Here is a 25,441-nt window from a genome sequence, read left to right as displayed (position 1 = left end):
TGGCCGGCATCGCGCCCCGGGTGGCAGGTGAATCACCACCTGGTAGTGCCGGCCGCTGGCCGGCATCGCCCCCCGATTATTCCAACGCGTAGCGCAGCGCGAACAACACCGCCACCAGCCACACCGCCGGATGCACCTCGCGCCAGCGCCCGGTGCCTGCCTTCAGCGCCGCATACGCGATGAAGCCGAATGCCAGGCCGTTGGCGATCGAATAGGTGAACGGCATCGCCAGTGCACACAGCGCGGCCGGCACCGATTCAGTCAGGTCGCTCCAGTCCACTTCCACCAGTTCGCGCAGCATCAGGCCGGCCACGAACAGCAAGGCGGGTGCGGTGGCATAGCTGGGCACCATTGCCGCCAGTGGCGAGAACAGCAACGCGGCCAGGAACAGTGCCGACACCACCAGAGCAGTCAGGCCGGTACGCCCGCCCACCTGCACGCCCGAAGCGCTCTCGGCGAAGGCCGTGGTGCTGCTGGTGCCCAGCAGCGAACCGGCGACGATCGCCGTGCTGTCGGCCAGCAACGCGCGGCCGAAGCGCTTCTGCGCGCCCGGCAGCTTCAACAGGCCGGCGCGGCCGACCACGCCGTACAGGGTGCCGGTGGCATCGAACACTTCCACCAGCACGAACACCAGCACCACCTGCAGCAGCACCGCGATCGGTGCGCCGCCGTCATGGTGCAGCAGGCCCGGCAGGTCCAGCTGCAGGAAAGTCGGTGCCAGGCTCGGCGGCAGCGAAACCAGGCCCTGGTACTGCACGTCGCCCAATGCCCAGCCCGCACCGGTCACCGCCAGGATGCCGATCAGGATCGCGCCGCGGATCCGGCGTGCTTCCAGCACTGCGATCAACAGGAAACCGGCCAGCGCCAGCAGTGGCGGCGCCGTGTTCAAGGGGCCCAGCGCCACCAGCGTGTCTTCGTTGCCGACGATCACGCCGGATTTCTGCAGCGCGATGATCGCCAGGAACAGGCCGATGCCGGCCACGATCGCCGAGCGCAGCGACGAAGGAATGCCCGACACCAGCCATGCCCGCACACCGGACAGCGACAGCACCAGGAACACCAGGCCGGAGATGAACACCGCCCCTAGCGCCTGCTGCCACGGCAGACCGGCAGCGCCGACCACGGTGAACGCGAAGAATGCGTTCAGGCCCATCCCCGGTGCCATGCCCACCGGGAAGTTGGCCGCCAGCGCCATCACCGCCGAACCCAGCGCAGCGGCCAGGCAGGTGGCCACGAACACCGCACCCGCATCCATGCCGGTGGTGCCGAGGATTTCCGGGTTGACGAAGACGATGTAGGACATCGTCAGGAAGGTGGTGACACCGGCCAGCAGCTCGGTACGCACGGTGGTGCCGTGCTGCTGCAGCTGGAACATGCGCTCGAACAGGGACATGGGGGCGCTCATTGGTAGATGCCGGCCGCTGGCCGGCATGCATGGACCGGGTGTGATGGGTACCGACCCCTGGTCGGTACATTTCGAGTCACGACCAACGGTCGTGACCCACCAGAAGGAGAAAGGCCGCGCGAGCGCGGCCTTTCCGGTTGCCTTACTTCAGCGCCTTGAAGCGCAGGCGCTTCGGCGCAGCGTCGTCGCCCATGCGGCGCTTCTTGTCTTCCTCGTACTCGCGGTAGTTGCCCTGGAAGAATTCCACGTGCGAGTCGCCTTCGAAAGCGATGATGTGCGTGGCGATGCGGTCCAGGAACCAGCGGTCGTGCGAGATCACGAAGGTGTTGCCCGGGAACTCCAGCAGCGCGTCTTCCAGCGCACGCAGGGTTTCGATGTCCAGGTCGTTGGACGGTTCGTCGAGCAGCAGCACGTTGCCACCCTGCAGCAGGGTCTTGGCCATGTGCAGGCGGCCACGCTCACCACCGGACAGCGAGCCGACCATCTTCTGCTGGTCCTGGCCCTTGAAGTTGAAGCGGCCGATGTAGGCGCGCGACTGGATCTCGATGCCGTTGATGTTGAGGATGTCCAGGCCACCGGCGATTTCCTGGAAGACGTTGTGGTTGCCTTCCAGCTTGTCGCGGCTCTGGTCCACGTAGGACAGCTGCACGGTCGGGCCGATCACGATCTCGCCCGAATCCGGCTTTTCCTGGCCGGTGATCATCTTGAACAGGGTCGACTTGCCGGCGCCGTTCGGGCCGATGATGCCGACGATCGCGCCCGGCGGAATCAGCATCGACAGGTTGTCGATCAGCAGGCGGTCGCCGAACTTCTTGGAGACGTTCTTGAACTCCATCACCATGTTGCCCAGGCGCTCGCCCGGCGGGATGAAGATCTCGTTGGTCTCGTTGCGCTTCTGGTAGTCCTGCGACTGCAGCTCTTCCAGGCGGGCCAGACGGGCCTTGCCCTTGGAACGGCCGCCCTTGGCGTTCTGGCGCGACCATTCCAGTTCCTTCTGGATCGCCTTCTGGCGGGCCTTTTCCTGGTTTTCTTCTTGCTTCAGGCGTTCATCCTTCTGCACCAGCCATTCGGTGTAGTTGCCCTTCCACGGAATGCCGCGGCCGCGGTCCAGTTCCAGGATCCACTCGGCGGCGTTGTCCAGGAAGTAGCGATCGTGGGTGACGGCCACCACGGTGCCGGTGTAGCGCGCCAGGAACTGCTCCAGCCATTCCACCGACTCGGCGTCGAGGTGGTTGGTCGGTTCGTCCAGCAGCAGCATGTCCGGCTTCTGCAGCAGCAGGCGGCACAGTGCCACGCGGCGCTTTTCACCGCCGGACAGGTTGGCGATCTTGGCATCCCACGGCGGCAGGCGCAGCGCATCGGCAGCCACGTCCAGCTGGTTTTCCAGGGTGTGCGCATCACCGGCGGCCAGGATCGCCTCCAGGCGCTCCTGCTCCTTGGCCAATGCGTCGAAGTCGGCGCCTTCCTCGGCGTAGGCGGCGTACACCGCCTCCAGCGCGGCCTGGGCCTGCAGCACTTCGCCCACGCCTTCCTCGACCGACTCGCGCACGGTCTTGTTCGGGTCCAGTTCCGGTTCCTGCGCCAGGTAACCGACCTTGATGCCGGGCTGCGGACGGGCTTCGCCCTCGAAATCGGTGTCCACGCCGGCCATGATCTTCAGCACGGTGGACTTGCCGGCGCCGTTCAGGCCCAGCAGGCCGATCTTGGCGCCCGGGAAGAAGGACAGCGAGATGTCCTTGATGATCTGCCGCTTGGGCGGGACCACCTTGGACACGCGGTTCATGGTGTAGATGTATTGCGAGGACATGAGGTCTCCGTAGGCGCGGCCCTGCGCCCGGCCCATCACGGGAACATCCCGTTGTGGCAGCGGGCACAGACTGGAAAGGAATACCGCCAATTATAGCCGGAACCGGTTCCGGGCCGCGCCGGGCAGGCGCCGTCGGCTGGCCGTGGGCTGAATACTGCGTCACAGTCCTGCAGCGGGAAGCGTTTCCAGCCGGAAACGGTTCAGATCGGGTGCGCAATATGGGCTCACCACCACCCAAGCAGAGGTCTGACATGCGCATCAATCGAGTAATGGCCAGCGCCGTGGCCTCTGTGCTGGCGCTCGGCGCGGTGGCCCCCGCCTTCGCCGACAACGACCACCGCCGCGGCCATGACCGCCGCGAGTGGCGCGAGGACCGTCGCGAATGGCGACAGGACCGCCGTGACTGGGAACGCGATCGCCGCGAGGCCCGGCGCGACTGGGAGCGCGACCGCCGCGACTGGCACCGCGACCACGACCGCTACTACCGTCCGGCCCCGCCGCCGCCGCGCGTGGTCTACCGCCCGGCCTACGGCCCGGGCTACGGCTGGAAGGTCGGCCACCGCTACCGCGACTACTACCGCGGCCCGATCTATGTGGTGAACGACTACCCGCGCTACCACCTGCGCCGCCCGCCATATGGGCACCACTGGATCCGCGACGACCGCGGCAACATGCTGCTGGTGGCGGTGGCGACCGGCATCATCGCCGACTACATCATCAACAGTCGCTGAGGATCGCGGCCGGGGTCGGATCCCTTTCCAACGGAAAGGGCTCCGCCCCCACAACATCCCTCGAAACCATACGGGGCCGGATTCCTTCGGGAGTGCCGGCCCCGGCCTTTTCGGCCCCGGCAGGCCGGTGCGGGGCTACAATCAGGGGCTGAGCCGTACCCCTTTCCCTGCCTGCTGGAGTACCCGATGTTCCCGCGTGACGTCCGCATCGAAACCTACGATCCCGAACTGGCCAAGGCCATCGCCGCTGAGACCCAGCGCCAGGAAGACCACGTCGAGCTGATCGCCAGCGAGAACTACACCAGCCCGGCGGTGATGGAAGCCCAGGGCAGCCAGCTGACCAACAAGTACGCCGAAGGTTACCCGGGCAAGCGCTACTACGGTGGCTGCGAATACGTGGACATTGCCGAGCAGCTGGCGATCGACCGCCTCAAGCAGCTGTTTGGTGCCGACTACGCCAACGTGCAGCCGCACAGCGGCTCGCAGGCCAACCAGGCCGTGTACTTCGCCCTGCTGCAGCCGGGTGACACCATCCTCGGCATGAGCCTGGCCCACGGCGGCCACCTCACCCACGGTGCCAAGGTGAATGCCTCGGGCAAGCTGTTCAACGCCGTGCAGTACGGCGTGAACGACCAGGGCCTGATCGATTACGACGAAGTCGAGCGCCTGGCCCTGGAGCACAAGCCGAAGATGGTCGTTGCCGGCTTCTCGGCCTATTCGCAGGTGATCGACTGGGCGCGCTTCCGCGCCATCGCCGACAAGGTCGGTGCCTACCTGTTCGTCGACATGGCCCACGTGGCCGGCCTGGTCGCCGCTGGCGTCTACCCGAGCCCGCTGGAACACGCCCACGTGGTGACCTCCACCACCCACAAGACCCTGCGCGGCCCGCGTGGCGGCATCATCATCGCCAAGGGCGCCGACGAAGACCTGGTCAAGAAGCTGCAGTCGATCGTGTTCCCGGGCATCCAGGGCGGTCCGCTCATGCACGTCATCGCCGGCAAGGCCGTGGCCTTCAAGGAAGCGCTGGAACCGGCCTTCAGGACCTACCAGCAGCAGGTGGTGAAGAACGCCCAGGCGATGGCCAACACGCTCATCGCGCGCGGCTACAAGATCGTCTCCGGCGGCACCCAGAACCACCTCATGCTGGTGGACATGATCGGCAAGGACGTGTCCGGCAAGGACGCGGAAGCCGCGCTGGGCAAGGCCCACATCACCGTCAACAAGAACTCGGTGCCGAACGACCCGCGTTCGCCGTTCGTGACCTCGGGCCTGCGCCTGGGTACCCCGGCGGTGACCACCCGTGGTTACGTCGAACAGGACTGCGTGGACCTGGCCAACTGGATTGCCGACGTGCTCGATGCACCGAACGACGACGCTGTCATTGCCCGCGTGCGCGACGCCGTCAGCGCGCAGTGCCGCAAGTACCCGGTCTACGGCTGATCGAAACAGGGGTCGGATCCCTTCCCGCAGGGCAGGGCTCTGACCCCGGCATTGCAGCGATCGCGCATGGATGAGCGCCGCCTCAAATACCTGTACGCCACCCTGGCCGTGCTGTTCGGCCTGCCCAGCCTGGTGGCCGGCGGCTTTGCCGCACTGATGCTGCTGCTGACGGGGCTGGGCCAGTTCGGCCATGGCACGCTGGCTGCGGTGACCGTGATGCCGCTGTGGGGCCTGGCCGGCATTGCCGGCTGCCTGGCTTGGTTGTGGCTCAGCGCCGGGTATCTGCTGCAGGGGCGTGCCGGGCTGCAGGTGCATCGCCTCTGGTGGTGGATGCTGCTGGCCGGCGGTCTTGCCGCCGTGCCCCCGCTGGGGCTGGCGCTGTGGTGGAGCAGCACCGTCCACGCCGAAGGCATCGCCCTGCTGCTGTTGGGCCCGTCGATGCTGGTGCCGGCTGCGATGCTGGTGTGGATCAAGCGCCGGGCATGACGTGGCCCATGGAAGGACATCGAACGCATGGATGAGCGCCTGCACAAGCGCTGGATGGCGATCGCCGGCCTGCTGGTGGGCCTGCCCACCGTGGCGGCAGGCGGCACGGGTGCCGTGCTGGGGCTGATGGCCGTATGGGACGGCAAGTACCTGACAGGCGACGAGTACACGCTGTTGCTGCTGTGGTCGTCGGCCGGCATCATCGGCCTGCTGTCGTGGCTGTGGCTGAGCGGGCTGTTCCTGTGGCGCGGTGTTGCCGGCCTTCGCCAATCACCGGTCATGGCCTGGGTCGGCCTGGCGTTGGGTGGCTTGGCCGCGTCGGGCGTGGTCGTCGCCACGCTGTACTCCACGATCAGCAATGGCGAGATCTCGACATTGGGCTTCCTCGGGTTTGGCCCGCCGCTACTGGTGATGTCCGGGCACTTGGCGTGGCTGCGCTGGGCACGCATGGCATCGCCGCCACCCGCACCCGGTTGAGCCGGGCATCCGAACTCGCCGGACACGCCGGGTAGCCAGAATGCAGGCGCTTCCGCGCAGGCAGCATTTGCTGCGGCGCCCTTTCTCAGGTACCTTTGCGACGCTGCCATGACCATGGCAATTGCTCCCTGAGCCAGGCGTTCCATGCATTGCCCCTTCTGCCAACATGCCGATACCCGGGTCATCGACTCGCGCGTCTCTGAAGACGGCGCGACGATTCGCCGTCGGCGGGAATGCGAAGCCTGCGGCGAGCGCTTCAGCACCCTGGAAACGGTCGAGCTGAAGCTGCCGGCCATCGTCAAGAGCGATGGCACCCGTGAAGCGTTCGACCAGCGCAAGGTCCGCGCGGGGTTCGATCGCGCGCTGCAGAAGCGCGCGGTGCCCGAAGAAAAGATCGAAGCAGCGGTACGTGCGGTGGTGCACCAGCTGCGTATCAGCGGCGAGCGCGAAGTGCCCTCGATCAAGGTTGGCGAGTTCGTCATGAACGAACTGCGCAAGCTCGACCACGTGGGCTACGTGCGCTTCGCTTCGGTGTACCGCAGCTTCGAGGACGTGGCCGATTTCCGCGAGGAGATCGAGAAGCTCGAGCGCGAGCTGCCGGCCAGTACCGAACAGCTGCAGCTGCTGGGCGATGTGATTGCCCTGACCAAGAAAAAGAAAGGCTGACTGCCTCTGCCTTGGGGGTGCCAACCTTGGGGGGCCCGGTGGCCGCATTCACTGGTGGGTGCCAACCGTTGGTTGGCACTGACGGCATGGATCCACACCGGCGGCGTTACCATGGCCGCATGACCACCCCGTTCTCCGCCCTCGACCACCTGCACATGGCCAACGCGCTGCGCCTGGCCGTGCGCGCTGCCTACACCACCCGTCCCAACCCGATGGTCGGCTGCGTCATCGCCCATGGCGAACGCGTGGTCGGGCAGGGCTGGCACCAGCGCGCCGGTGGCCCGCATGCGGAAGTGTTCGCGCTGCGCGAGGCCGGCAGCGACGCCCGCGGTGCCACCGCCTACGTCACCCTGGAGCCCTGCGCCCACTACGGGCGCACGCCGCCGTGTGCGCTGGCACTGATCGAAGCGGGCGTGTCGCGAGTGGTCGCGGCGATGCGCGATCCGTTCCCCAAGGTCGATGGCGGTGGCTTCGATCTGCTGCGCAATGCCGGCATCGAAGTTGTCGAAGGGCTGATGGCGGCACAGGCGCGCGAGCTCAACAAGGGTTACCTGTCGCGCGTGGAGCGCAATCGCCCATGGCTGCGGGTGAAGCTGGCCGCCAGCCTCGATGGCCGCACCGCGATGGCCGATGGCAGCTCCAAGTGGATTACCGGGCCGGCCGCGCGCGAAGACGTGCAGCACTGGCGCGCACGTGCGGGTGCAATCCTGACCGGCGCCGACACCGTGATTGCCGACGACCCGATGCTGACCGTGCGCCTGGCCGATACCGAGGTGATGCCACCGCTGCGCGTGGTGCTTGATTCGCGCCTGCGTTCGCTCGAATGCAGCCGCGTGCGCGAAGGCGGGGCCCCGACGCTGTACCTGCACGATGCGGCGGTGAGCGCGCCGGATGCGGCCGACGCCGAATTCGCCAGCGTGCCCAGCGCAGAGGGACGGTTGGATCTGGGCGCGGTGCTGGCCCTGCTGGCCGAACGCGGCATCAACGAAGTGCATACCGAAGCCGGCGCGACGCTGGCCGGTGCCTTGCTGCGCGGCGGCTGGGTGGACGAGCTGCTGCTGTACCAGGCCCCCACACTGCTGGGCGACGGCGGACGCCCGTTGCTGACCGGCCTCGGCATCGATGCCATGGACCAGCAGCGCCGCCTGCGGGTGGTTGACCAGCGCCAGGTCGGCGAGGACATCAGGCTGCTGCTGCGGCCGTGAGGGAATGGCGGTATCTCCGGCGTCTTCAGGTGCCCTCGTCCTCGTCTTCGTAGGCGGGGCACTGTTCTTTCCACTGCTGCTTCCACAGCACGTGCAGGTCGCGGCAGTAGGCACTGAACGCTTCCCCCGCCAGCTCTGTCGACTTCGACCGTAGTCTGCGGCGGCTGATGCCGTCGTCGTACTCGTCCGGCAGGACCGTCGGTGCACATCGATCGTGGTACTGCAGGAAGGCGCGGCAGTCGTCGTTCTCGCTCAGCTGTGCATCGATGTCCCTGTCACGTAGCTGGTTCGACTCGAAGGCAACCGATGGACGGACGATGAAGGTCTTGGGTCTGTACGCTTCGGCCTGCCCACTCACCATCAGCGCCAGCAGCATGACGGTAGTCGACGTCGTACGATGTTTCATGCGGTTGCCCCGGTGGAAGAGGGCAACAGCATTGACCATGCGGGCCGCGCAAGGCCATGCAACGGTTCTGAAAGTGCGCTCGCCGTTGCCGCAGGTAACGATGAGCCGAGCGTGGACCCGGCTCTAGCTCGCGCTTACGCGCATTCGTCGGTCCACATCATTTCGGCGATCGGGCGCAGCGCCTTGCACTCCTGCGTCATCTCATCGGCTGACTTCACCTGCGCCTTGGCCTTCAGTTCCTCGGCCATCGCATCCACGCCGCTGATCTGGTCCGGCGCGATCTTCGCCACGCAGGCGCGGTGCTGCTGCAGCAGCAAGTCGCAGCCCGGTACGCCGGTTACTTTCGGCGCGCTGGCGGCCTGTGCATCCTGCATCCAGTCCTCGAACGGCGCCAGCGCACCGGCTACGGTGCCCACCAGATCGTCAAAATTACCGCTGTACCAGTAGCCGTTGTCCTTGGCCGGGTACAGGGTGAAGGTGCCGTTGACCGGCACGCGCATGCCACTCAGCAGTGCCTGGGTATAGGCATCGGTGAACTGCTTGCGCGCGGCCGGGCTGGCATCGTCGGCCAGGCTGGCGGCGAACAGCGGGCGGACCTTGCCCAGGTCGGGCACCTGGCAGCTGTAGCTGATCCGCGCCAGCTTCTGGTCTTCAACGTATTCGTTGTCTTCGATCACGCTCTTGGTCGCGCGGCACTTCGAATCGCGCAGCGCCTTGGCATACAGCGCTTCGGTGCCCGCAGCGTCGACCTTGGCGCCGGTGCTGGCCAGTACCGTCTGCCAGGGTTCGGCCAAGGCCTTGGCCAGCGCACCCGGGTTGGGGGTCACGGCATCCTGGCCCTCGAACGCCGGCTTCAGTGCGTCGTTGAGCGTGCGCGTGGCGGTGGCATCGTCCTCCAGCAGCACGCGCGCATACAGGTCGAAGGCCTGCTCGGGTGCCAGTTGGGCCGGTGCAGCGCTGGCAATCAGCGGGGCGCACAGCAGCACGCTGGCCAGAAGGGTACGGGTGGGGGTCTTCATGACGGCGTTTTACTGTTCCAGAGGCGCGCAAGCCTAGCGCATCTACCCACACTTTCGATGGCGCGATGCAGCCAGGTGACGGTGTGCAGCGGACAAAAAACGGGCCCCTTGCGGGGCCCGTTCGATCGCACGACGAGGAGCGATCGTTGGATCAGAAGCTGGCGCGGACGCCGGCCGAGTACTGGGTGACGTCGCGGTAGCCGGAGATCTCGCCCACCAGACCCCAGGTCCTGGTGAAGTTGATCTGGCCGCCGACGGTGCCGACCCAGGTGCCCTTGAAGTTGTTGCCGCCGTCCATGTAACCGGCCTTGACCCAACCTTCGGTCATGCGCGACGGCTTGCCACGGATGCCCATGGTGACGCGGCCCAGGTTGGTGTGGTCCTTCTGGCTGAAACGCAGGCCGTCGTAGCGGACGGTGGCTTCGGCGTTCTGGCGCACCCATGCGGCATCGGCGGTGAAGTCCAGGCGGTCGGTCCAAGGCATGTGGTAGCCGATGCCGAGCTCCGGCTGGTTCAGTTCCAGCTTCAGCGAATCATTGCCGTAGTGATTGGTCTTGCTGGTGCGCGACCAGCCACCGAACACGTAGACCTGTTCGGCGATGGCCACGGAGCCACGCAGGTAGCCGCCGTCGACCTTGGGGTCGTCCAGTGCGTTGTCGTCAACCTTGACCTGCGTCCAACCGCCTTCGACGTAGGTGTAGCTCAGGGCGTCGGCCGAGGCCGAGAGCGGGGCGGCGGCCAGCAGGGCGGCCACGATCAGCATCTTGCGCATGGGAATTCCTGTGAATTTCAGTCCATTGGCGGGCCAGCCCTCTCGGCTACCCGTGGGCGACCTCATGTCGTCCGCTGCGAATTTTAATGAAAGTTTTACAAATTGCGAGCGACGGCCGTCACAGCTGTGGCATCCAGCCCCGTTCAGCCCGGGCTGGTACACTGGCCACGCCGGTTCGCCGGTACACAAACGTCTTCAGGGCGGGGTGCGATTCCCCACCGGCGGTAGGTGCGCAAGCACGAGCCCGCGAGCGCCCCGGTCCATGGCCGGGGGTCAGCAGATCCGGTCCAATGCCGGAGCCGACGGTCATAGTCCGGATGAAAGAAGACGGTGCCACAGGGCCTTTGCGGCCCTGCGCCCGCCTGTTTGCCTTGCGGCGTTTTTCGCTCACTTTCCGCGGAGAACGTTTCTTGTTTACTGGAATCATCGAAGGCGTCGGCCGTCTGGCCGCACGCGAAGCCATCGGCGGCGATGTCCGCTTCACCTTCAACGTCGGCAACCTGCCGTTCGAACACGTGCAGATGGGCGAGAGCATCGCCATCAACGGTGTCTGCCTCACCGTCATCGCATTCGACGCCAGCAGCTTCCAGGCCGATGCCTCCACCGAGACCCTCGGCCTGACCACGCTCGGCGAGCTGGCTGAAGGGGCCGTCATCAACCTCGAACGCGCCATGCGCCCGACCGACCGCCTCGGCGGCCACCTGGTCAGCGGCCACGTCGATGGCCTCGGCCAGGTCCTGTCCATCCACGAAGATGCACGTGCCCAGCGCTGGCGTTTTGCCGCGCCGGCCGCGCTGCGCCGCTACATCGCCAAGAAGGGCTCGATCTGCGTGGACGGCGTCAGCCTCACCGTCAACGAAGTGGACGATGAGGGTTTTGAAGTCGCCCTGATCCCCCACACGGTGGCCAATACCGCCTTCTCCGCCACCGGCGTGGGCAACGCGGTCAATCTGGAAATCGATCTGGTCGCCCGTTACGTGGAGCGGCTGATCAGCGTGCCGACCAACGGTCAGCACCCCCAGGGAGACGTCGCATGAATTTCGCCCCGATCCCGGAAATCCTGGAAGACATCCGCCAGGGCCGCATGGTGGTCATCGTCGATGACGAAGACCGCGAGAACGAAGGCGACCTGATCATGGCCGCCGAGCTGGTCAAGGCAAGTGACATCAACTTCATGGTCACCCACGGCCGCGGCCTGGTGTGCCTGCCGCTGACCCGCACCCGCGCCGCCGACCTCGGCCTGGCGCCGATGGTGCAGGCCAATACCGCGCAGTTCCAGACCAACTTCACGGTCAGTATCGAGGCCGCCGAGGGCGTCACCACCGGCATTTCGGCACATGACCGCGCGCACACCATCCGCACCGCGGTGAAGCCCAACGCCAAGCCGTCGGACCTGCACCAGCCGGGCCACATCTTCCCGCTGATCGCCCAGCCGGGCGGCGTGCTGACCCGCGCCGGCCACACCGAAGCCGGCGTTGACCTGGCCATGCTGGCCGGGCTGGAGCCGGCTGGCGTGCTGGTGGAGATCCTGAACCCGGATGGCAGCATGGCGCGCCGCCCGGAGCTGGAAGTGTTCGCCCGCGAGCACGGCCTGAGGATGGGCTCCATCGCCGACCTGATCGCCTACCGCCTGGCCACCGAAAAGACCGTTGAACGTGTCGACGAGCGCGAGATCGACACCGAATTCGGCCCGTTCAAGCTGGTGACCTACCGCGACCGCATCGCCCACGACCTGCATTTCGCTCTGGTCCGCGGCACCCCGGACGCGGACACCCCGACCCTGGTACGTGTGCAGGTGGAAAACCCGCTGGCCGACCTGCTGCACTGGCGCCGTGACGACTTCGGCGTGGCGGCCACCGATGCCCTGCGTGCGATCGATGCCGAAGGCGCGGGCGTGATGGTGGTGCTGTCGGCCCCACGCGACGGCGAAGCCCTGCTGGCCCGCCTGCGCCAGCAGCCGGCACCGGTGGTGCCGGGCAAGGACAAGGATGTGGGCCAGTGGCGCCGCAACGGTGCCGGCGCACAGATCCTGTCCGACCTGGGCCTGGGCAAGCTGCGCGTGCTGGGCACCCCGCGCCGCCAGATCGGCCTGGCCGGGTACGGCCTGGAAGTGGTGGAGACGGTCACCCTGTAATGGGTAGTGCCGGCCGCTGGCCGGCAACCGCATTCCCTGGGATTGCCGGCCAGCGGCCGGCACTACCGGTGGGTGCCGACCATGCCCTACCTCGGGTGGGTGCCGACCGTTGGTCGGCACAGCCCTGGGCCTCCGCCAGCCACGGCCGGGGCCCATCCACGCTAGAATTACCCCCTTATCGAGTCCCCAAGCCGCATATGAGCCACTTCGAAGGCGATCTTCGCACTCCCGAATCGGCGCGCTTCGCCATCCTGGCCAGCCGCTGGAATGCCCGCATCACCGACACGCTGGTCGCTGGCGCCCGCCAGAGCCTGGCCGGCAACGGCATCACCGAAGCCAACATCGACGTGATCCGCGTGCCGGGTGCCTGGGAGCTGCCGCTGGTGGCCGCGCGCCTGGCCGCCGCCCACGAACACGCCGCCATCCTCACCCTGGGTTGCGTGATCCGTGGCGATACCCGTCATTACGAACACGTGGCCGACCGCTGCGCCGAGGGCCTGATGCGCGTGCAGCTGGATTTCGGCGTGCCGGTGCTGAACGGCGTGCTGGCGGTGGAACGCGTTGAAGACGCCGAGGCCCGCGCAGGCGGCAGCCACGGCAACAAGGGCGAGGAAGTCGCACTCGCCGCATTGGAAATGGTCAATCTTCTGGAGCAGCTGCCATGAACAAGAACACCCAGGGCAAGCCCTCCGGTAAACCCGTCCGTCGCGATGGCGTCGATCCGGTGCTGCGCTCGCGCGCCCGCCGTCGTGCCGTGCAGGCCATCTACGCCTGGCAGATCTCCGGCGGCAACGCACAGTCGCTGATCGCCCAGTTCGCCCACGAGCAGGCCCGCGAAATTGCCGACCTGGCCTACTTCGAGGCGCTGCTGCACGGGGTGCTCGACAACCGTCGCGACATCGACGAAGCGCTCGGCCCGTACCTGGACCGTGGCATCGAAGAAGTGGACGCGATCGAACGCGCCGTGCTGCGCCTGGCCGCCTACGAGCTGCGCTACCGCCTGGACGTGCCGTACCGCGTGGTGATCAACGAAGCCATCGAATCGGCCAAGCGTTTCGGTTCCGAACACGGCCATACCTACGTCAACGGCGTGCTGGATCGTGCCGCCGTGGAATGGCGCAAGGTCGAATCGGGTCACTGACCCGATTCCTGTAGAGCCGAGCCATGCTCGGCTCACCGTGCAGCGCACGGTTGCGTCCGGCAGTGCGGCGCGTGATCGAACTGCAGCCGAGCATGGCTCGGCTCTACATGAAAGTAGAACGCCCCATGTCCCTGGCCGAATTCGCCCTCATCGAACGCATCCGCGCCCGTACCCTCGAGCGCGACGACATCCTGCTCGGCATCGGTGACGACGCCGCGCTGCTGCAGCCGCGCGCCAACGAGCAACTGGTGGTCACCGCCGACACGCTCAACAGCGGCGTGCACTTTCCGGTGGAAACCCCGGCCTTCGACATCGGCTGGAAGACCCTGGCGGTCAACCTGTCGGACCTGGCCGCGATGGGCGCGCGCCCGGCGTGGTGCACGCTGGCGTTGTCGCTGCCGGAAGCGTCTGAAGACTGGATCGAGGCCTTCGCCGATGGTTTCTTTGCCCTGGCCGACCAGCACGACATCGCGCTGATCGGCGGCGATACCACGCGCGGTCCGCTGTCGCTGTCGGTGACTGCGATGGGCCAGGTCGGGCGTGGCCAGGCGCTGCGCCGCGACCGCGCACAGGCGGGCGATGACATATGGGTGAGCGGCACGCTGGGTGATGCCGCCGGCGCGCTGCGCCTGTGGCAGCAGGGTGCGCTGAACGTGGCCACCGCGACCCTGCTGGCCGACTACGAAAGCCTGCGCCTGCGCCTGCTGCGGCCGACGCCGCGCGTGACCCTGGGCCTGCGCCTGCGGGCCTTCGCGCACGCGGCGGTGGATGTGTCCGACGGCCTGCTGGCCGATCTGGGCCACATCGCCGCACGCAGCAACGTGGCCGCGCATGTGGATGCCGATTCGCTGCCGATCTCGCACGCGCTGCGTGAGCTGCTCGGCCGCGACGATGCACGCGATTGCGCATTGCGTGGTGGCGACGACTACGAGCTGTGTTTCACCGCGGCTGCCGACCAGCGCGATGCGCTGCACTACCTGGCCGAATCGCTGGACGTGGCGCTCACCCGCATCGGCCGCATCGCCGAAGGGCAGGGCGTGCACGTGGACGGCGAAGCCGCCGACGGCGGATACCAGCACTTCGCGTAGCCGCAGCGGTCCTGCTCTGGTGGGTGCCAACCTTCGGGGTGGGGTCAGATTAATGTTGCTCTGGTAGGTGCCAACCTTGGTTGGCACGAATGTGTCAGCCGCCCGTGGCAACACCGTGTCGACCAAGGTCGACACCTACCGAGGTCGAGTGTATCGGCATCGCTCAGTGCTTCGTCGCGTGCAACTGCAGATCCACATACTCTGCCAGCCCACGGCAGGCCAGCAACAGCCCTTCGCGCGCGCCGTCATCCATGTGCTGGTCGATATCCCCGTCCACGCGGGCGCGTTGGTGGCGTGCAGCAGTTCCAGCAGGAAACTCAGCCCCGCATTGGCGCGGTCGATGCGCGCCAACGCCACGCGCTGCCCGGGTGTACGGTTGCTGCCGGGCCCACGCTCGGCTCATCGCGATCAGCACGAAGAGCAGCCGAGCATGGCTTGGCTCCGCTGTCGCTCACAGGCTGGATCGAACCTAAACACCTACCTGCTCTGTCGCGATCGTCCATTGAATGAGTGCGGCAGCGGTGGTGATGCTGTCGGACCGTTTTCCGCTCGTTGCCTGCATGTCCCCTTCCAAACGTTCGCACAACGCTGCCATCGACGGCCTGCGTGCACTGGCGGTGCTGGCCGTCGTCGTCTTCCACACCAACGCCACGTGGCTGCCCGGGGGGTTCACCGGCGTGGACCTGTTCTTCGTGGTGTCCGGCTTCGTGATCAGCCAGTCGCTGGCCTCCCGCACGCATGCGTCGCTGGGCGCGATGCTGCTCGACTTCTACCGGCGCCGCGTGCTGCGCCTGTTGCCGGCGCTGCTGGCGATGTTGATGGCCACCTTCGTGCTGTCGGCACTGTTCATTCCCCGCGCGTGGCGCAATGAGCAGTTCGACCAGACCGGCTGGGCCGCGCTGGTCGGCCTCAGCAACATCGTGCTGGCCGGCCAGCAGGACGACTATTTCTCGCCCGGTGCGGAACTCAATCCGTTCCTGCACACGTGGACGCTGGGCGTGGAGGAGCAGTTCTATCTGGTCTTCCCGCTGCTGTTCTTCGTCTGGCTGCGCGGGCGTGAGCGCTGGCCGTGGTCGCGTTGGCTGTTGCCGGTGCTCACCCTGCTGTCGCTGGCGTGGGCAGGCTGGCAGGCGCAGACGGCACCGGCGGCAGCGTTCTACCTGCTGCCGGCGCGGTTCTGGGAGCTGGCTGCGGGCGCGCTGCTGTACCAGTGGATGCGCACGCGTACGCTGGGCCGGAACGGTGATGCGGTTGCAGTGATCGGTCTGGTGCTGCTGGGTGCAGGCGTGGTGATCGCACCGCAGCTGGCGATGCCGGTTCCGGGCGTGCTGGCCACCGTGGCCGGTACGTTGATGCTGTTGGCGAGCGTGTCGGCACCGGGTACATCGCGCATTGGGCGCGCGCTGGGCTACGCACCGTTGGCCCACCTGGGCCGGCTGTCCTATTCGCTGTACCTGTGGCATTGGCCACTGCTGGTGCTGCTGCGCTGGACGTATGGCCTGCATGGCGTCGCGCTGTGGCTGTATCCGGTGCTGCTGCTGGCGGTCTCCGCTGTGTCGTATCACTTCATCGAGCGTCCACTGCGGAATGCGGCACCACTGCTGCGCCTGGCGCCGGCCAAGGTGCTGGCGATGGCGCTGCCGCTGGTGGCGCTCTGTGGTGCGGGTGCCTGGGCCGCCGTGGAGTACCACGAGCAGGTCTCGCTGAGCGTCACCCGCGACGGCTATGCATGGCAGGCACGCCGCTACCCGGCGTGGCGCCCGCTGGAGCCGGTGAGTGCGCCGGCGCTTGAAGGGCGGCGTCTGTTCGTGGCTGGCGATTCGCACGCGGCGGCGTATCGCACCATGACCAGCATGGTCGCGCGGCAGACCAGCATGGAGGTGCACCAGCAGGATCGCGGCGGCTGCAGCTTCGTCAATCTGCTGCGGGCGAGCCCGGCTGATTGCCAGGACTTCATTGAAGGCACGCTGTCGACCATCGAGCGTGAGGCACGCCCGGGTGACATCGTGCTGCTTGCGGCATTGCGCATGCCGGAGCTGCGCGGATTCGACTGGCAACAGCAGGATGCGCAGCAGGTCTATCGTCAATTGCTTGCCGAGCGTACCCCGACCGATGCGCAGGCCGCGCGCGATGAGGCTGATCATGTTCTTGGGCGTTTGCAGACGCTGGGCGTACACGTGGTGATCGACGCACCGCTACCGCTGTTCAAGGCAGGTGCATACCGCTGTTCGGACTGGTTCAATCGCCGCAATCCGGCTTGTGCCGGCGGTCTGAGCATGCCGCGTGCGGATCTGGAAATGCTGCGCGTGCCGCAGATGGCACTGCTGGCGGACCTGGCCGCAAGTTACCCGTCACTGACCGTGTGGGATCCGCTGCCGTTGCTGTGCGGGCCAGACACCTGTTCGGCGGTGGAAGACGGTGATCCCCTGTTCTTCGACAATGACCATCTGAGCGGGCACGGTAATCGCGTGCTGTTGCCCAGCTTCCGCCAGACCCTCATCGACAGCGTAGGCAGCGCGCCCCGGTAGCGCCGGGCATGCCCGGCGGCGTTCACACCGGCGGCAGCACCTTGCCCGGGTTGAGAATGCCGTCCGGGTCCAGCGCGGCCTTGATCGCGCGCATCGTCGCCAGCGTTTCCGGGGTAAAGGCCTGCGCCATGAAATCGCGCTTGGCCAGGCCAATGCCGTGCTCGCCCGACAGCGTGCCGCCCAGTGCCAGGGTCAGCTCGAAGATCTTCGGCAGCGCGGCATGCGCGCGCGCGTTTTCGTCGGCATCCTCCGGATGGTAGAGGATGTTGACGTGCAGGTTGCCGTTGCCGGCATGGCCGAAGGTGACGATGGTGAGTCTGTAGTCACGCGCCAATGCCTGCACGCCAGCCACAAGCTCTGGAATGCGCGACACCGGCACCACCACGTCTTCATTGATCTTGCCCGGCGCGACGCTGCGCAGTGCCGGCGACAAGGCCTTGCGTGCGGCCCACAGCTGGTCGCGTGCGCGCCCTTCCATCGCCACGTCCAGTTCGATCATGCCGTCACCTTCAGCGGCGCTGGCCAGCGCCTGCAGCAGATAGGGCAGGGTGTCGTGGTCACCATCGGCTTCCACCAGCAGCATCGCGCCAGCGTCGGGTACTTCCGCACCGTTGAGACGTAGCAGCTCAAGGCTGCGGGCATCCATGAATTCCAGGCGCGTGGGTACCACCGGCTGCGACATCAGCCGTGATACGGCGGCCGCGGCCGCATCGGCATCGCGGTACAGCACACGCAGGCCGGCCTGGCTGACTGGCAGCGGGGTGAGCTTGAGGGTGGCTTCCACGATCAGTGCCAGCGTGCCTTCGCTGCCGACCAGCAGGTGGGTGAGGTCGTAGCCGGTGGAATCCTTGGTGTAGGCACCACCGCAGCGGATCACCTCACCGGTGCCGGTCACCGCCACCAGGCCGAGTACGTTGTCGCGGCTGGTGCCGTACTTCACCGCGCGTGGGCCACCGGCGTTGCAGGCCAGGTTGCCGCCCACACTGCAGATCTCCGCGCTGGACGGGTCCGGCGCCCAGAACAGGCCATGCGGGGCCAGCGCCTGCTGCAGGGTTCCATTGAGCACGCCCGGCTGCACCACCGCGCAGCGATCACCGGCGAGGATCTCCACGATGCGGTCCATGCGGGTGAACGACAGCACGATGCTGCCCGGCAACGGCACGGCCGCGCCGGTGGTGCCGGTGCCCGCGCCGCGCGCGACCAGTGCCACGCCATGCGCACGGCAGGCACGCACCAGCGCCTGCACCTGTTCGATGCTGGCGGGCAGCGCGACGGCGGCAGGGCGCTGGTGGCGCCACGAGTTGTCCTGTGCGTTCGCCTCCAGCGCGTTGTCATCCATGCGCCAGCCATCGGCACCCAGCACGGCGGACAGTTCGGCAACCAACGCGGCGGGCAGGACAGTACTCATGATGGATCTCGCGGGACAGCAGGGGCGGGTTGGATCAGTTTCCAGGCAACAACGGCGCCGGCCAGCGGCAGCCAGACCCAGCGCAGTTCAGAGAGCAGGGTGGCGATGCCGCGCGCGCTGAAGAACTGTGGCGCGAACGGTGACACGCGGATCGGTCGCCACGGTGCGAAGAAGCGTTGTTCGCTCCACGGCCAGGCGAGGGCAACGCCGAGGCCACCGGAGGTCATCGCATCCAGCAGTGGATGGCTGGCGGCGCAGACGAAGACGAATGCAGCGGCTTGTACGGTAGACGCCAACCTTGGTTGGCACAGAAACGCCGACCAAGGTCGGCGACTACCGGAGCTGTGCTGCGCCGACCATGGTCGGTCGCTACCAAAGAACGCCAACACCGCGGCCAATGCAGCCAGCACGCCGGCAAACAGCAGTGAATGACTGGCGCCACGATGGCCGAACGCATCGGCATAGGGAATGTGCAGCGCAAAGGCCAGTACATCGGCATCGGGCAGCATGGCGGCCATCACGCCGGCCGCAAGCAGGCGCGGCGGGATGCGGCCACGATCAGCGGCGCACCACAGCGCCAACGGCACAGCGGCATGGGTGATGATCGAAGGCATCAGTCACGCACCGTGGTAGTGCCGGCCAGGCTGCGCGCTGGTAGGTGCCAACCTTGGTTGGACAGAAGCGCCGACCAAGGTCGGCCTCTGCCAAAGGGGACGGTAGGCATCAGCAATCATCCAACCGGAACGCATCGCGCAGCCACTGCAACTGCGGCGGCTCGCCCGTGGCGTCGACCACATCAAAACGGCAGGGTGCATTGGCCAGCGCCGGGTGGTCCTGCAGGTACAGCTGCGCGGCATGGGCCAGGCGCCGGCATTTGCGCGCATCGACTGAAGCGGCGCCGCCACCGAAATCGGATCGCGCGCGGTAGCGCACTTCCACGAACACCACGGTGCCGGCATCGTCCATCACCAGGTCCAGTTCGCCGCCGCGATAGCGCACATTGCGCGCACGCGGCTGCAGTCCGGCCTGTTGCAGGTGCTGCTCGGCGGCGGCTTCCACCGCCGAGCCCCGTTGGCTGCGCTCAGCGACCACCGACGATCGGCATCGGCCGGCCGCCACTGAAGGTCGACCAGGCCGGCTGGCGCAGGATGTTGCCGTTGCTGTCCAGGAACAGGGTGCCGGTGGCACCGTCCAGGCCGCCTTCGTTGGACAGTTTGTCCAGGTAGGCGGTGATCTTCCAGGCGTCGGCACCGAAGGCGAACAGGCGGCCGGCCGCACCGCGTGCGCTCGGCAGGGTGCTGGCCACCTGGCTGGCCGACGGCAGGCCGGACACGCTGCGCACGTTCCAGGCTTCGTTCGGATAGACGATGCCGTCCAGCGCCACGTCTTCTTCCACCTTGCCGCTGCCAACGGTCAGCTGCGAGGTGCCGACGCGGGTCGCGCCGCCTGCACCGGCCAGCGCCAGCTGCGGCGCCAGCAGGCGCGCCTGCGGCGCGCGCACGGCGAGGAACACGGCATCGACCTGGCCGGCGTTACGCACCTGCGCGCCGACATCGCCGACGGCATCGGTGACGCCGATCGTGGCCACCACCTGGCCACCGCGCTGCGCGAAGCGCTGGGCGAAGGCGGCGGCGGCACGGCGGCCGGTGTCGTCAGCGCTGTTGATCACCAGCGCCTTGCTGCGCTCGCGGCCACGCAGGTACTCGGCGGCGACGATGCCGTCGTCTTCCGGTGCGAGCGAAAAGCCCGCACTGCCGGCCGGCGGTGCGTCCTTGCCGCGGTTCAGGGCCAGCACCGGCACCTGCAGCTGCTGGCGGCCGTACACGGCGTCCACTTCGTCGCGGCCCAGCGGACCGACCACGAAGTCGGCACCGGAGGCGACGGCCTTGTCATAGGCGGCCAGGGCACCGGCCGGGGTGCCGGCGGTGTCGAAGAAGTTGATGTCCGGGCGGCGGCGGCTTTCACCGTAATAAGCGCTCAACAGGCCATCGCGCACCGGCTGTGCGGCGGTGGCCAGGCGGCCGCTGAGCGGCAGCAGCACGGCCAGCTTGGCCGGCGGGCGGTAACCGTCGCTCATTGCCGGCGGGCGCTTGCTGGTGTCGAACTGGGCCGCGCCATCGCGGTCGAACGGGCGCGGCAGCGGCAGGCCGCGCGCGATCAGTGCACGGCCGGCGAAGTTGTAGAGCGGGTCGTTGGCCGGCAGGGCGGCGGCACGGCTGCGCAGGGTGGCATCGTCGAGGGTACCGAGCAGGCCGGCAATGGCGGCCTGGTTCTCGCTGCGCGCGCTGCCGGTCAGGCTGGAATGGGCGCGGGCGCGCTCGGTGGCGGCACCGAAGGCATCGCCGGTGCCCTGCAGCGCACTGGCACGGGCCAGGTACCAGCGCGTGCGCAGGGCCGGCAGCACGTTGTCGCCGTGGTCCTTCAGCAGGGCCAGCGCCTGCGCCGGCTGCTTGTCGGCCAGGGCCAGCTCGGCACTGGTCAGCTGGTAGCGCTGCAGGCTGGCGCCGGACAGCTGACGTGCAGTGAGCTGGCCGAGCAGGCTGCGCGCGCGGGCACTGTCACCGGCGAGGTGCCAGGCCCAGGCCGCATCGGCCAGTGCGTTGCTGCGGGCACCGCCGCGCAGGGTGGAGGCCAGGCCTTCCAGCTGCAGCGCGGCATCGCGCGGCTTGCCCTGTTCGATCAGCGCCAGCGCCTGGCTCTGGGCCGGCGAATCGGGCGTGCTGGTCAGGCTGGTGGTGGCACAACCGGCCAACAGCATCAGCGACAACGACAGGGCGGAGATCCGTGCGGCGGGCTTGTTCATGATCGGGTCCATGCGATGAGGGCAGCGGCCTTGGCCGGGTACACGCTACGATTCTACCCTTGCCCCGTGAGTACCGCTGAAATGAGTGTGCCAACCCTGTACGTCGTCGCCACCCCGATCGGCAACCTGGCCGATCTGAGCCCGCGCGCGCAGGAGGTGCTGCGTTCGGTGGCGGCCATCTGTGCCGAGGACACCCGCCGCAGCGGCCAGCTGCTGTCCCATTTTGGCATCCAGCAACCGCTGGTGGCCCTGCACGAACACAATGAAGAGGCCCTGGCGCAGCGCCTGGTCTCGCGTCTGCAGGCAGGCGAGTCGCTGGCGCTGGTCAGCGATGCGGGTACCCCGCTGGTCAGTGACCCCGGTTTCCGCCTGGTGCGTGCCGCGCGCGCGGCGGGTATCAAGGTCAGCCCGGTGCCCGGCGCCTGCGCCGCCATCGCTGCCCTGAGCGTGGCCGGCCTGCCCAGCGACCGTTTCAGCTTCGAGGGCTTCCTGCCGGCCAAGGCCAGCGGCCGCCGCGACCGCCTGCAGGCGCTGGCTGGCGAAGTGCGCACGATGGTGTTCTACGAATCCTCGCACCGCATCGCCGAGTCGCTGGCCGACATGGCGGCGATCTTCGGCGGCGAGCGCCCGGCGGTGCTGGCCCGCGAGCTGACCAAGCTGTTCGAGACCGTGCTCGATGGTGACCTGGCGGGGCTGCTGGCCCAGGTCGAGGCGGACGACAACCAGCGCAAGGGGGAGTTCGTGGTGATGGTGCAGGGTGCTGGTGACGACGAGGAAGCGCAGCTGGCGCATGGTCGCCGTGTCTACGCGAAGCTGAGCGAGCACCTGCCGCCGTCGACCGCTGCCAAGCTGGCTGCTGAGTTGACTGGCGCACCGCGCAAGGCGCTGTACGGGAGTTGATGGATCGTGCGGACCAAGGTCCGCACCCACCAGAGCGGAATCCGCACCACCAGAGCGGTGCGGGTTTCGTCGGCCCTGTCCAGTGAATCGGTAGAGCCACGCCACGCGTGGATGAACCGGATGCCGCGATCGGCACGGCAGGACGGGCGTGCGTAGGCTAGAATGTGCGCTGGCGGAGCCGGCCAGACAGTCGCGTCATCCCTTCGGGGGTGCCGAGGAAAGTCCGGGCTCCATAGGGCAAGGTGCCAGGTAACGCCTGGGCGGCGCAAGCCGACGGAAAGTGCAACAGAAAGATACCGCCTACGTCTTCTTCGGAAGGCCGGTAAGGGTGAAATGGTGCGGTAAGAGCGCACCGCGAGTCTGGCAACAGACCGGCACGGCAAACCCCACCTGGAGCAAGACCAAATAGGGATCCTTTGGCGCGGCCCGCGTTGGATCCGGGTAGGTTGCTTGAGCGTTGCGGTGACGTAACGCCTAGAGGAATGACTGTCCACGACAGAACCCGGCTTATCGGCCGGCTCCGCCTCTTTCTTCCATAGGCATGGACCGCGCATCGGTAGTGCCGGCCTCTGGCCGGCAGCTTCACGATGCCCGCAGCGGCGGACAGAGTGCCGCCGGCCAGCGGCCGGCACTACCTCGACGTCGCGCGGTCCTCAGCCCGGCGTACGGTACTGCCCGGCGGAAATGAACTGCGAGAAGCGCTCGCACCACACCACGACGGTGGTGTAGTCGTCCACGTCCACGTTCGCGGGCACCTCAACCAGGAAGCGGTTGAAGGTCTTCACTTCGCCGATGCGCTGGGCCTGCGCCTTGATCTTCAGGAAGTCGGCCTTGTTGTCGACGAAGTCGCGCACCAGGTACACCTTGTAATCCGGGCCCGGTCCCATCTTCCCGTCGAAGGCGACCTGGGTGGCGCTGACGCTGATCTTGCCTTCGGCCCAGTGCACTGCGTCGCTGCCCTTCAGGTCGCGGCGGAAGGTGGTGCGGTAGGCGGCGTCTTTCATCGCGGCCTGTACCTGGGTGGTCGGCGGGTCATCGGGGGCGATCAGGAGCGGCAGGAAGTAGACGCCCAGGCCGAAGCCCAGGCCGAGGGTGAGCAGGTGGGTGGCGAGCAGAATGAGGATGCGGCGCATGGGGCCTCCTTGTGGTTGCGGTCGATCGCGCGGCGTGCTGCCGGGCGCGACCACCCTGGGAGGTTGCGGGCGGCATTTATAGACACAGTGGCAGACGCAAAAAGGGCACAGTGGGATGGCCGCGGTGGCGCAGGCCCTGTGGTGCGGGCGAGAAGGCGCTGCGCCGGGAAGCTGAATGACGCCGTTGGCAGTCCTGGAGCGGGTAGTGCCGGCCGCTGGCCCGCAGCTGTGTGGCCTGCCTGAAGATCCGGAGGTTGCCGGCCAGCGGCCGGCACTACCCTGCTGGAAAGAGATGCCGGCCAGGGGCTGTCATGACCGGGTCAGAAAATGACGTGGCTCTGTCCGCTGGGGACGCCCTGCGGGCCGAAGCGGCGTTCGTGGATCTCGCCGTGGCCGTCGGCGTCGATCAGCAGTACGGTGCTGGCGCGGGTGCCGTAGTCGTCGCCGCGGATGAAGGCCGGGCTCAACCAGCGCTCGCGTTCCAGGCCGATGCCGGTGTCGGGCAGGTCGCTGTCGGCGGGGCGGTGTTCATCGGCCAGGGCATTCCAGAGCGGGGTCAGGTCTGGGGTCAGATCCCTCTCGCGTTGCGAAAGGGATCTGCCCCCGTCTTTCTGCAGCCAGGCTTCAAGTGCCGCCATCAGCCGCCGGGTCTTCGGCCAGGGGGCGTCCAGCGCGCCGTTGGACATGCCGTGTACGCCCGGGCCAAGCGTCTGCCGTTCGGCGGGATGGTTGCCCAGGTATTCCAAGCTGTCGCTATCGGCCAGCAGGAGATTGAACGGGGCGTAGGCGCCAGCCACGGTCGCCAAGCGGTCGATATGCACGGCCGCCGGGTCGCGGCCGCGCAGGAAGTCGGCCACCAGCGCGCCCCGCGATGGGCCGGTCTGGGCCGCCAGCGGGTCGCGGACGTTGGTGACCACCGCCATCCGGCCCGACGAGGCGCCAACCCCGGCCCAGCCTCCGCCGGAGCGCAGATCGCGACCGCCGATGACAGACGTCTCATCCTGCCAGGGGGCCAGCGCCGCCGTCGGGCGGGCGTGGAACTCATCACGGTTGCCGGCCATCACCAGCCGCCAGCGCGGGTGGTGCATCCAGCCAAGAGCGAGCAGGCACATGGCTTCATTGTGCACGGTTTGCGCAGTCTGGCGCCGTTTCCGGCCCGCTCCGGATGAATGCGCGGCTGATGTTTCACGCCCTGTCCACGCCCCTGAACTTCCGTTCAATCTCAAAAATTGAGACGGATCAGCAACTTGTGGATAAGCCTTGAACAATTCTCTAAAGGTTGTTGCAAGCCATTGATGCGGCTGGCGATTTCCCTGCTGAAAAGTTGTTGACAACCCTCCGCCCGCTGCTAAGGTGGGCATCAGAGGGAAATCCGGGTGTTTTGTGGGTTTTCGTGGTTCAATGTTTCACCGGGCGAAGGACAAGGTGCAGGCGTCGTGTTCCAGGGCGAGACGGCCATCACAGTTGACGACAAGGGGCGCATGGCGGTTCCCACCGCTTACCGCGACCTCGTCGCGCGCGCCAGCAACAACCGTCTCGTGCTGACCTACAACCCGTTCGAAGCCGGCTGTCTGTGGCTGTACGCAGAGTCGGAATGGGAGCGGGTCCGCGACGATGTGATGTCCAAGCCCAACACCCAGCGCGTCGTGCGCCTGTTGCAGCAGAAGCTGGTCGGCTCGGCCGCCCATCTGGAACTGGACGGCAACGGTCGCATCAGCATCCCCGCCAGCCACCGCGGTGCGGTGGGCATTGAGAAGAAGGCGGTATTGCTCGGCATGGGCGACAAGTTCGAATTGTGGAGCGAGCAGGCGCATCGGGCCCTGATCCAGCAGACGTTGTCTGACGAGGATCTGGGTGATGGGTTGCTCGACCTGAAGTTGTGAGCCGGGGTG

The 25,441-nt window shown here is 67.4% G+C and carries 25 protein-coding genes, 1 other RNA gene, 1 pseudogene and 1 riboswitch; of the genes and pseudogenes, 15 read left to right on the top strand and 12 right to left on the bottom strand.

Features of this window, described 5'->3' with window-relative positions; translation table 11 throughout:
* Positions 1–76: 76 nt before the first annotated feature.
* Positions 77–1,393: an NCS2 family permease gene (locus KXV01_RS18750; protein ID WP_049439804.1), complete on the bottom strand. Its 1,317-nt coding sequence runs from the start codon at positions 1,391–1,393 to the stop codon at positions 77–79.
* Positions 1,394–1,547: 154 nt separating this feature from the next.
* Positions 1,548–3,212, bottom strand: a complete 1,665-nt coding sequence (gene ettA, locus KXV01_RS18745; RefSeq protein WP_005415249.1) for an energy-dependent translational throttle protein EttA — start codon at positions 3,210–3,212, stop codon at positions 1,548–1,550.
* 251 nt (positions 3,213–3,463) lie between these two features.
* On the opposite strand from ettA, the gene KXV01_RS18740 reads away from it, so the two are divergent.
* From KXV01_RS18740 to ribD, 6 genes are all read left to right on the top strand, one after another.
* On the top strand, positions 3,464–3,943 hold the full coding sequence (locus tag KXV01_RS18740) for an RcnB family protein (protein ID WP_049414548.1): 480 nt from the start codon (positions 3,464–3,466) through the stop codon (positions 3,941–3,943).
* 186 nt (positions 3,944–4,129) lie between these two features.
* On the top strand, positions 4,130–5,383 hold the full coding sequence (gene glyA / locus KXV01_RS18735) for a serine hydroxymethyltransferase (protein ID WP_111096754.1): 1,254 nt from the start codon (positions 4,130–4,132) through the stop codon (positions 5,381–5,383).
* A 66-nt stretch (positions 5,384–5,449) separates the two neighbouring features.
* Positions 5,450–5,869 (top strand): hypothetical protein, encoded by a 420-nt coding sequence (locus tag KXV01_RS18730; RefSeq protein WP_111096753.1) that lies wholly within the window; start codon positions 5,450–5,452, stop codon positions 5,867–5,869.
* Between the two features lie 27 nt (positions 5,870–5,896).
* Positions 5,897–6,346 (top strand): hypothetical protein, encoded by a 450-nt coding sequence (locus KXV01_RS18725; RefSeq protein ID WP_021204335.1) that lies wholly within the window; start codon positions 5,897–5,899, stop codon positions 6,344–6,346.
* A gap of 144 nt (positions 6,347–6,490) precedes the next feature.
* Positions 6,491–7,012 (top strand): transcriptional regulator NrdR, encoded by a 522-nt coding sequence (nrdR, locus tag KXV01_RS18720; protein WP_019661036.1) that lies wholly within the window; start codon positions 6,491–6,493, stop codon positions 7,010–7,012.
* A 119-nt stretch (positions 7,013–7,131) separates the two neighbouring features.
* Entirely contained in the window at positions 7,132–8,217 is a 1,086-nt protein-coding gene (gene ribD, locus KXV01_RS18715) for a bifunctional diaminohydroxyphosphoribosylaminopyrimidine deaminase/5-amino-6-(5-phosphoribosylamino)uracil reductase RibD (protein WP_111096752.1), read from the top strand.
* Between the two features lie 25 nt (positions 8,218–8,242).
* Here ribD and KXV01_RS18710 read toward each other — a convergent pair whose 3' ends face one another.
* The 3 genes from KXV01_RS18710 to KXV01_RS18700 all read right to left on the bottom strand — a co-directional run bounded on the left by KXV01_RS18710 (position 8,243) and on the right by KXV01_RS18700 (position 10,414).
* Positions 8,243–8,623, bottom strand: a complete 381-nt coding sequence (locus KXV01_RS18710) for a hypothetical protein (protein ID WP_240458959.1) — start codon at positions 8,621–8,623, stop codon at positions 8,243–8,245.
* Positions 8,624–8,757: 134 nt separating this feature from the next.
* A complete protein-coding gene (locus KXV01_RS18705; RefSeq protein WP_111096750.1) occupies positions 8,758–9,642 on the bottom strand; it encodes a hypothetical protein in 885 nt (294 codons plus the stop codon).
* A gap of 151 nt (positions 9,643–9,793) precedes the next feature.
* Positions 9,794–10,414, bottom strand: a complete 621-nt coding sequence (locus KXV01_RS18700; protein ID WP_111096749.1) for a hypothetical protein — start codon at positions 10,412–10,414, stop codon at positions 9,794–9,796.
* 187 nt (positions 10,415–10,601) lie between these two features.
* Positions 10,602–10,747: riboswitch (FMN riboswitch) on the top strand.
* A gap of 77 nt (positions 10,748–10,824) precedes the next feature.
* Between KXV01_RS18700 and KXV01_RS18695 the strand changes: the two genes are divergently transcribed.
* The 5 genes from KXV01_RS18695 (at position 10,825) to thiL (ending at position 14,777) form a co-directional block, all read left to right on the top strand.
* Positions 10,825–11,451, top strand: a complete 627-nt coding sequence (locus KXV01_RS18695; RefSeq protein WP_111096748.1) for a riboflavin synthase — start codon at positions 10,825–10,827, stop codon at positions 11,449–11,451.
* Positions 11,448–12,548: a 3,4-dihydroxy-2-butanone-4-phosphate synthase gene (ribB, locus tag KXV01_RS18690; RefSeq protein WP_111096747.1), complete on the top strand. Its 1,101-nt coding sequence runs from the start codon at positions 11,448–11,450 to the stop codon at positions 12,546–12,548. The genes KXV01_RS18695 and ribB overlap by 4 nt, the downstream gene beginning before the upstream one ends.
* Positions 12,549–12,745: 197 nt before the next feature.
* The gene (ribH, locus tag KXV01_RS18685) at positions 12,746–13,213 is read left to right on the top strand and encodes a 6,7-dimethyl-8-ribityllumazine synthase (protein ID WP_005408061.1); all 468 of its coding nucleotides are present in this window, start codon (positions 12,746–12,748) and stop codon (positions 13,211–13,213) included.
* Positions 13,210–13,689: a transcription antitermination factor NusB gene (gene nusB, locus KXV01_RS18680; RefSeq protein WP_005408062.1), complete on the top strand. Its 480-nt coding sequence runs from the start codon at positions 13,210–13,212 to the stop codon at positions 13,687–13,689. Before ribH ends, nusB begins: the two co-directional genes overlap by 4 nt.
* A 125-nt stretch (positions 13,690–13,814) precedes the next feature.
* On the top strand, positions 13,815–14,777 hold the full coding sequence (gene thiL, locus KXV01_RS18675) for a thiamine-phosphate kinase (protein ID WP_111096819.1): 963 nt from the start codon (positions 13,815–13,817) through the stop codon (positions 14,775–14,777).
* 163 nt (positions 14,778–14,940) lie between these two features.
* Here thiL and KXV01_RS18670 read toward each other — a convergent pair.
* Positions 14,941–15,164 (bottom strand): annotated as a pseudogene (locus KXV01_RS18670) (hypothetical protein); the annotation flags it as partial.
* A 119-nt stretch (positions 15,165–15,283) separates the two neighbouring features.
* Between KXV01_RS18670 and KXV01_RS18665 the strand changes: the two are divergent.
* On the top strand, positions 15,284–17,305 hold the full coding sequence (locus tag KXV01_RS18665) for an acyltransferase family protein (RefSeq protein WP_111096818.1): 2,022 nt from the start codon (positions 15,284–15,286) through the stop codon (positions 17,303–17,305).
* Between the two features lie 22 nt (positions 17,306–17,327).
* Here KXV01_RS18665 and KXV01_RS18660 read toward each other — a convergent pair whose 3' ends face one another.
* From KXV01_RS18660 to KXV01_RS18645, 4 genes are all read right to left on the bottom strand, one after another.
* Positions 17,328–18,713, bottom strand: coding sequence for an FAD-linked oxidase C-terminal domain-containing protein (locus KXV01_RS18660; protein WP_164283318.1), 1,386 nt, complete (start codon positions 18,711–18,713; stop codon positions 17,328–17,330).
* Complete coding sequence (locus tag KXV01_RS18655; protein ID WP_111096816.1) at positions 18,710–19,327, bottom strand: metal-dependent hydrolase; 618 nt, start codon at positions 19,325–19,327, stop codon at positions 18,710–18,712. The genes KXV01_RS18660 and KXV01_RS18655 overlap by 4 nt, the downstream gene beginning before the upstream one ends.
* 109 nt (positions 19,328–19,436) lie before the next feature.
* Positions 19,437–19,805, bottom strand: coding sequence for a YraN family protein (locus KXV01_RS18650; RefSeq protein ID WP_164283320.1), 369 nt, complete (start codon positions 19,803–19,805; stop codon positions 19,437–19,439).
* The gene (locus KXV01_RS18645; RefSeq protein ID WP_100477576.1) at positions 19,795–21,516 is read right to left on the bottom strand and encodes a penicillin-binding protein activator; all 1,722 of its coding nucleotides are present in this window, start codon (positions 21,514–21,516) and stop codon (positions 19,795–19,797) included. The genes KXV01_RS18650 and KXV01_RS18645 overlap by 11 nt, the downstream gene beginning before the upstream one ends.
* 81 nt (positions 21,517–21,597) lie before the next feature.
* Here KXV01_RS18645 and rsmI point away from each other — a divergent pair, with 81 nt between their 5' ends.
* The gene (rsmI, locus tag KXV01_RS18640; protein ID WP_065178763.1) at positions 21,598–22,416 is read left to right on the top strand and encodes a 16S rRNA (cytidine(1402)-2'-O)-methyltransferase; all 819 of its coding nucleotides are present in this window, start codon (positions 21,598–21,600) and stop codon (positions 22,414–22,416) included.
* A gap of 174 nt (positions 22,417–22,590) precedes the next feature.
* Positions 22,591–22,942, top strand: an RNA gene (rnpB, locus tag KXV01_RS18635) — RNase P RNA component class A.
* A 127-nt stretch (positions 22,943–23,069) separates the two neighbouring features.
* Here rnpB and KXV01_RS18630 read toward each other — a convergent pair.
* Both KXV01_RS18630 and KXV01_RS18625 read right to left on the bottom strand, forming a co-directional pair.
* On the bottom strand, positions 23,070–23,549 hold the full coding sequence (locus KXV01_RS18630; RefSeq protein WP_111096813.1) for a DM13 domain-containing protein: 480 nt from the start codon (positions 23,547–23,549) through the stop codon (positions 23,070–23,072).
* Between the two features lie 320 nt (positions 23,550–23,869).
* Positions 23,870–24,661 (bottom strand): NRDE family protein, encoded by a 792-nt coding sequence (locus KXV01_RS18625; protein ID WP_164283322.1) that lies wholly within the window; start codon positions 24,659–24,661, stop codon positions 23,870–23,872.
* 324 nt (positions 24,662–24,985) lie between these two features.
* Here KXV01_RS18625 and mraZ point away from each other — a divergent pair, with 324 nt between their 5' ends.
* A complete protein-coding gene (gene mraZ, locus KXV01_RS18620; RefSeq protein WP_004143635.1) occupies positions 24,986–25,432 on the top strand; it encodes a division/cell wall cluster transcriptional repressor MraZ in 447 nt (148 codons plus the stop codon).
* Positions 25,433–25,441: the final 9 nt, after the last annotated feature.

Source organism: Stenotrophomonas sp. Ps181 (assembly GCF_025697425.1).
In the GTDB taxonomy this organism is placed as follows: domain Bacteria; phylum Pseudomonadota; class Gammaproteobacteria; order Xanthomonadales; family Xanthomonadaceae; genus Stenotrophomonas; species Stenotrophomonas sepilia.
The sequence above is the reverse complement of the archived record's forward strand: the minus strand, read 5'-3'. Positions and strand labels throughout refer to the sequence as shown.

Coding starts and splice junctions, on each gene's coding strand:
- KXV01_RS18710 (WP_240458959.1), bottom strand. CDS start 8,623: ATGAAACATCGTACGACGTCGACTACCGTCATGCTGCTGGCGCTGATG.
- KXV01_RS18750 (WP_049439804.1), bottom strand. CDS start 1,393: ATGTCCCTGTTCGAGCGCATGTTCCAGCTGCAGCAGCACGGCACCACC.
- KXV01_RS18740 (WP_049414548.1), top strand. CDS start 3,464: ATGCGCATCAATCGAGTAATGGCCAGCGCCGTGGCCTCTGTGCTGGCG.
- KXV01_RS18645 (WP_100477576.1), bottom strand. CDS start 21,516: ATGAACAAGCCCGCCGCACGGATCTCCGCCCTGTCGTTGTCGCTGATG.
- KXV01_RS18665 (WP_111096818.1), top strand. CDS start 15,284: ATGAGTGCGGCAGCGGTGGTGATGCTGTCGGACCGTTTTCCGCTCGTT.
- KXV01_RS18655 (WP_111096816.1), bottom strand. CDS start 19,327: ATGCCTTCGATCATCACCCATGCCGCTGTGCCGTTGGCGCTGTGGTGC.
- nrdR (WP_019661036.1), top strand. CDS start 6,491: ATGCATTGCCCCTTCTGCCAACATGCCGATACCCGGGTCATCGACTCG.
- KXV01_RS18730 (WP_111096753.1), top strand. CDS start 5,450: ATGGATGAGCGCCGCCTCAAATACCTGTACGCCACCCTGGCCGTGCTG.
- KXV01_RS18700 (WP_111096749.1), bottom strand. CDS start 10,414: ATGCGCAAGATGCTGATCGTGGCCGCCCTGCTGGCCGCCGCCCCGCTC.
- KXV01_RS18630 (WP_111096813.1), bottom strand. CDS start 23,549: ATGCGCCGCATCCTCATTCTGCTCGCCACCCACCTGCTCACCCTCGGC.
- glyA (WP_111096754.1), top strand. CDS start 4,130: ATGTTCCCGCGTGACGTCCGCATCGAAACCTACGATCCCGAACTGGCC.
- ettA (WP_005415249.1), bottom strand. CDS start 3,212: ATGTCCTCGCAATACATCTACACCATGAACCGCGTGTCCAAGGTGGTC.
- rsmI (WP_065178763.1), top strand. CDS start 21,598: ATGAGTGTGCCAACCCTGTACGTCGTCGCCACCCCGATCGGCAACCTG.
- ribD (WP_111096752.1), top strand. CDS start 7,132: ATGACCACCCCGTTCTCCGCCCTCGACCACCTGCACATGGCCAACGCG.
- nusB (WP_005408062.1), top strand. CDS start 13,210: ATGAACAAGAACACCCAGGGCAAGCCCTCCGGTAAACCCGTCCGTCGC.
- KXV01_RS18625 (WP_164283322.1), bottom strand. CDS start 24,661: ATGTGCCTGCTCGCTCTTGGCTGGATGCACCACCCGCGCTGGCGGCTG.
- thiL (WP_111096819.1), top strand. CDS start 13,815: ATGTCCCTGGCCGAATTCGCCCTCATCGAACGCATCCGCGCCCGTACC.
- ribH (WP_005408061.1), top strand. CDS start 12,746: ATGAGCCACTTCGAAGGCGATCTTCGCACTCCCGAATCGGCGCGCTTC.
- ribB (WP_111096747.1), top strand. CDS start 11,448: ATGAATTTCGCCCCGATCCCGGAAATCCTGGAAGACATCCGCCAGGGC.
- KXV01_RS18660 (WP_164283318.1), bottom strand. CDS start 18,713: ATGAGTACTGTCCTGCCCGCCGCGTTGGTTGCCGAACTGTCCGCCGTG.
- KXV01_RS18705 (WP_111096750.1), bottom strand. CDS start 9,642: ATGAAGACCCCCACCCGTACCCTTCTGGCCAGCGTGCTGCTGTGCGCC.
- KXV01_RS18725 (WP_021204335.1), top strand. CDS start 5,897: ATGGATGAGCGCCTGCACAAGCGCTGGATGGCGATCGCCGGCCTGCTG.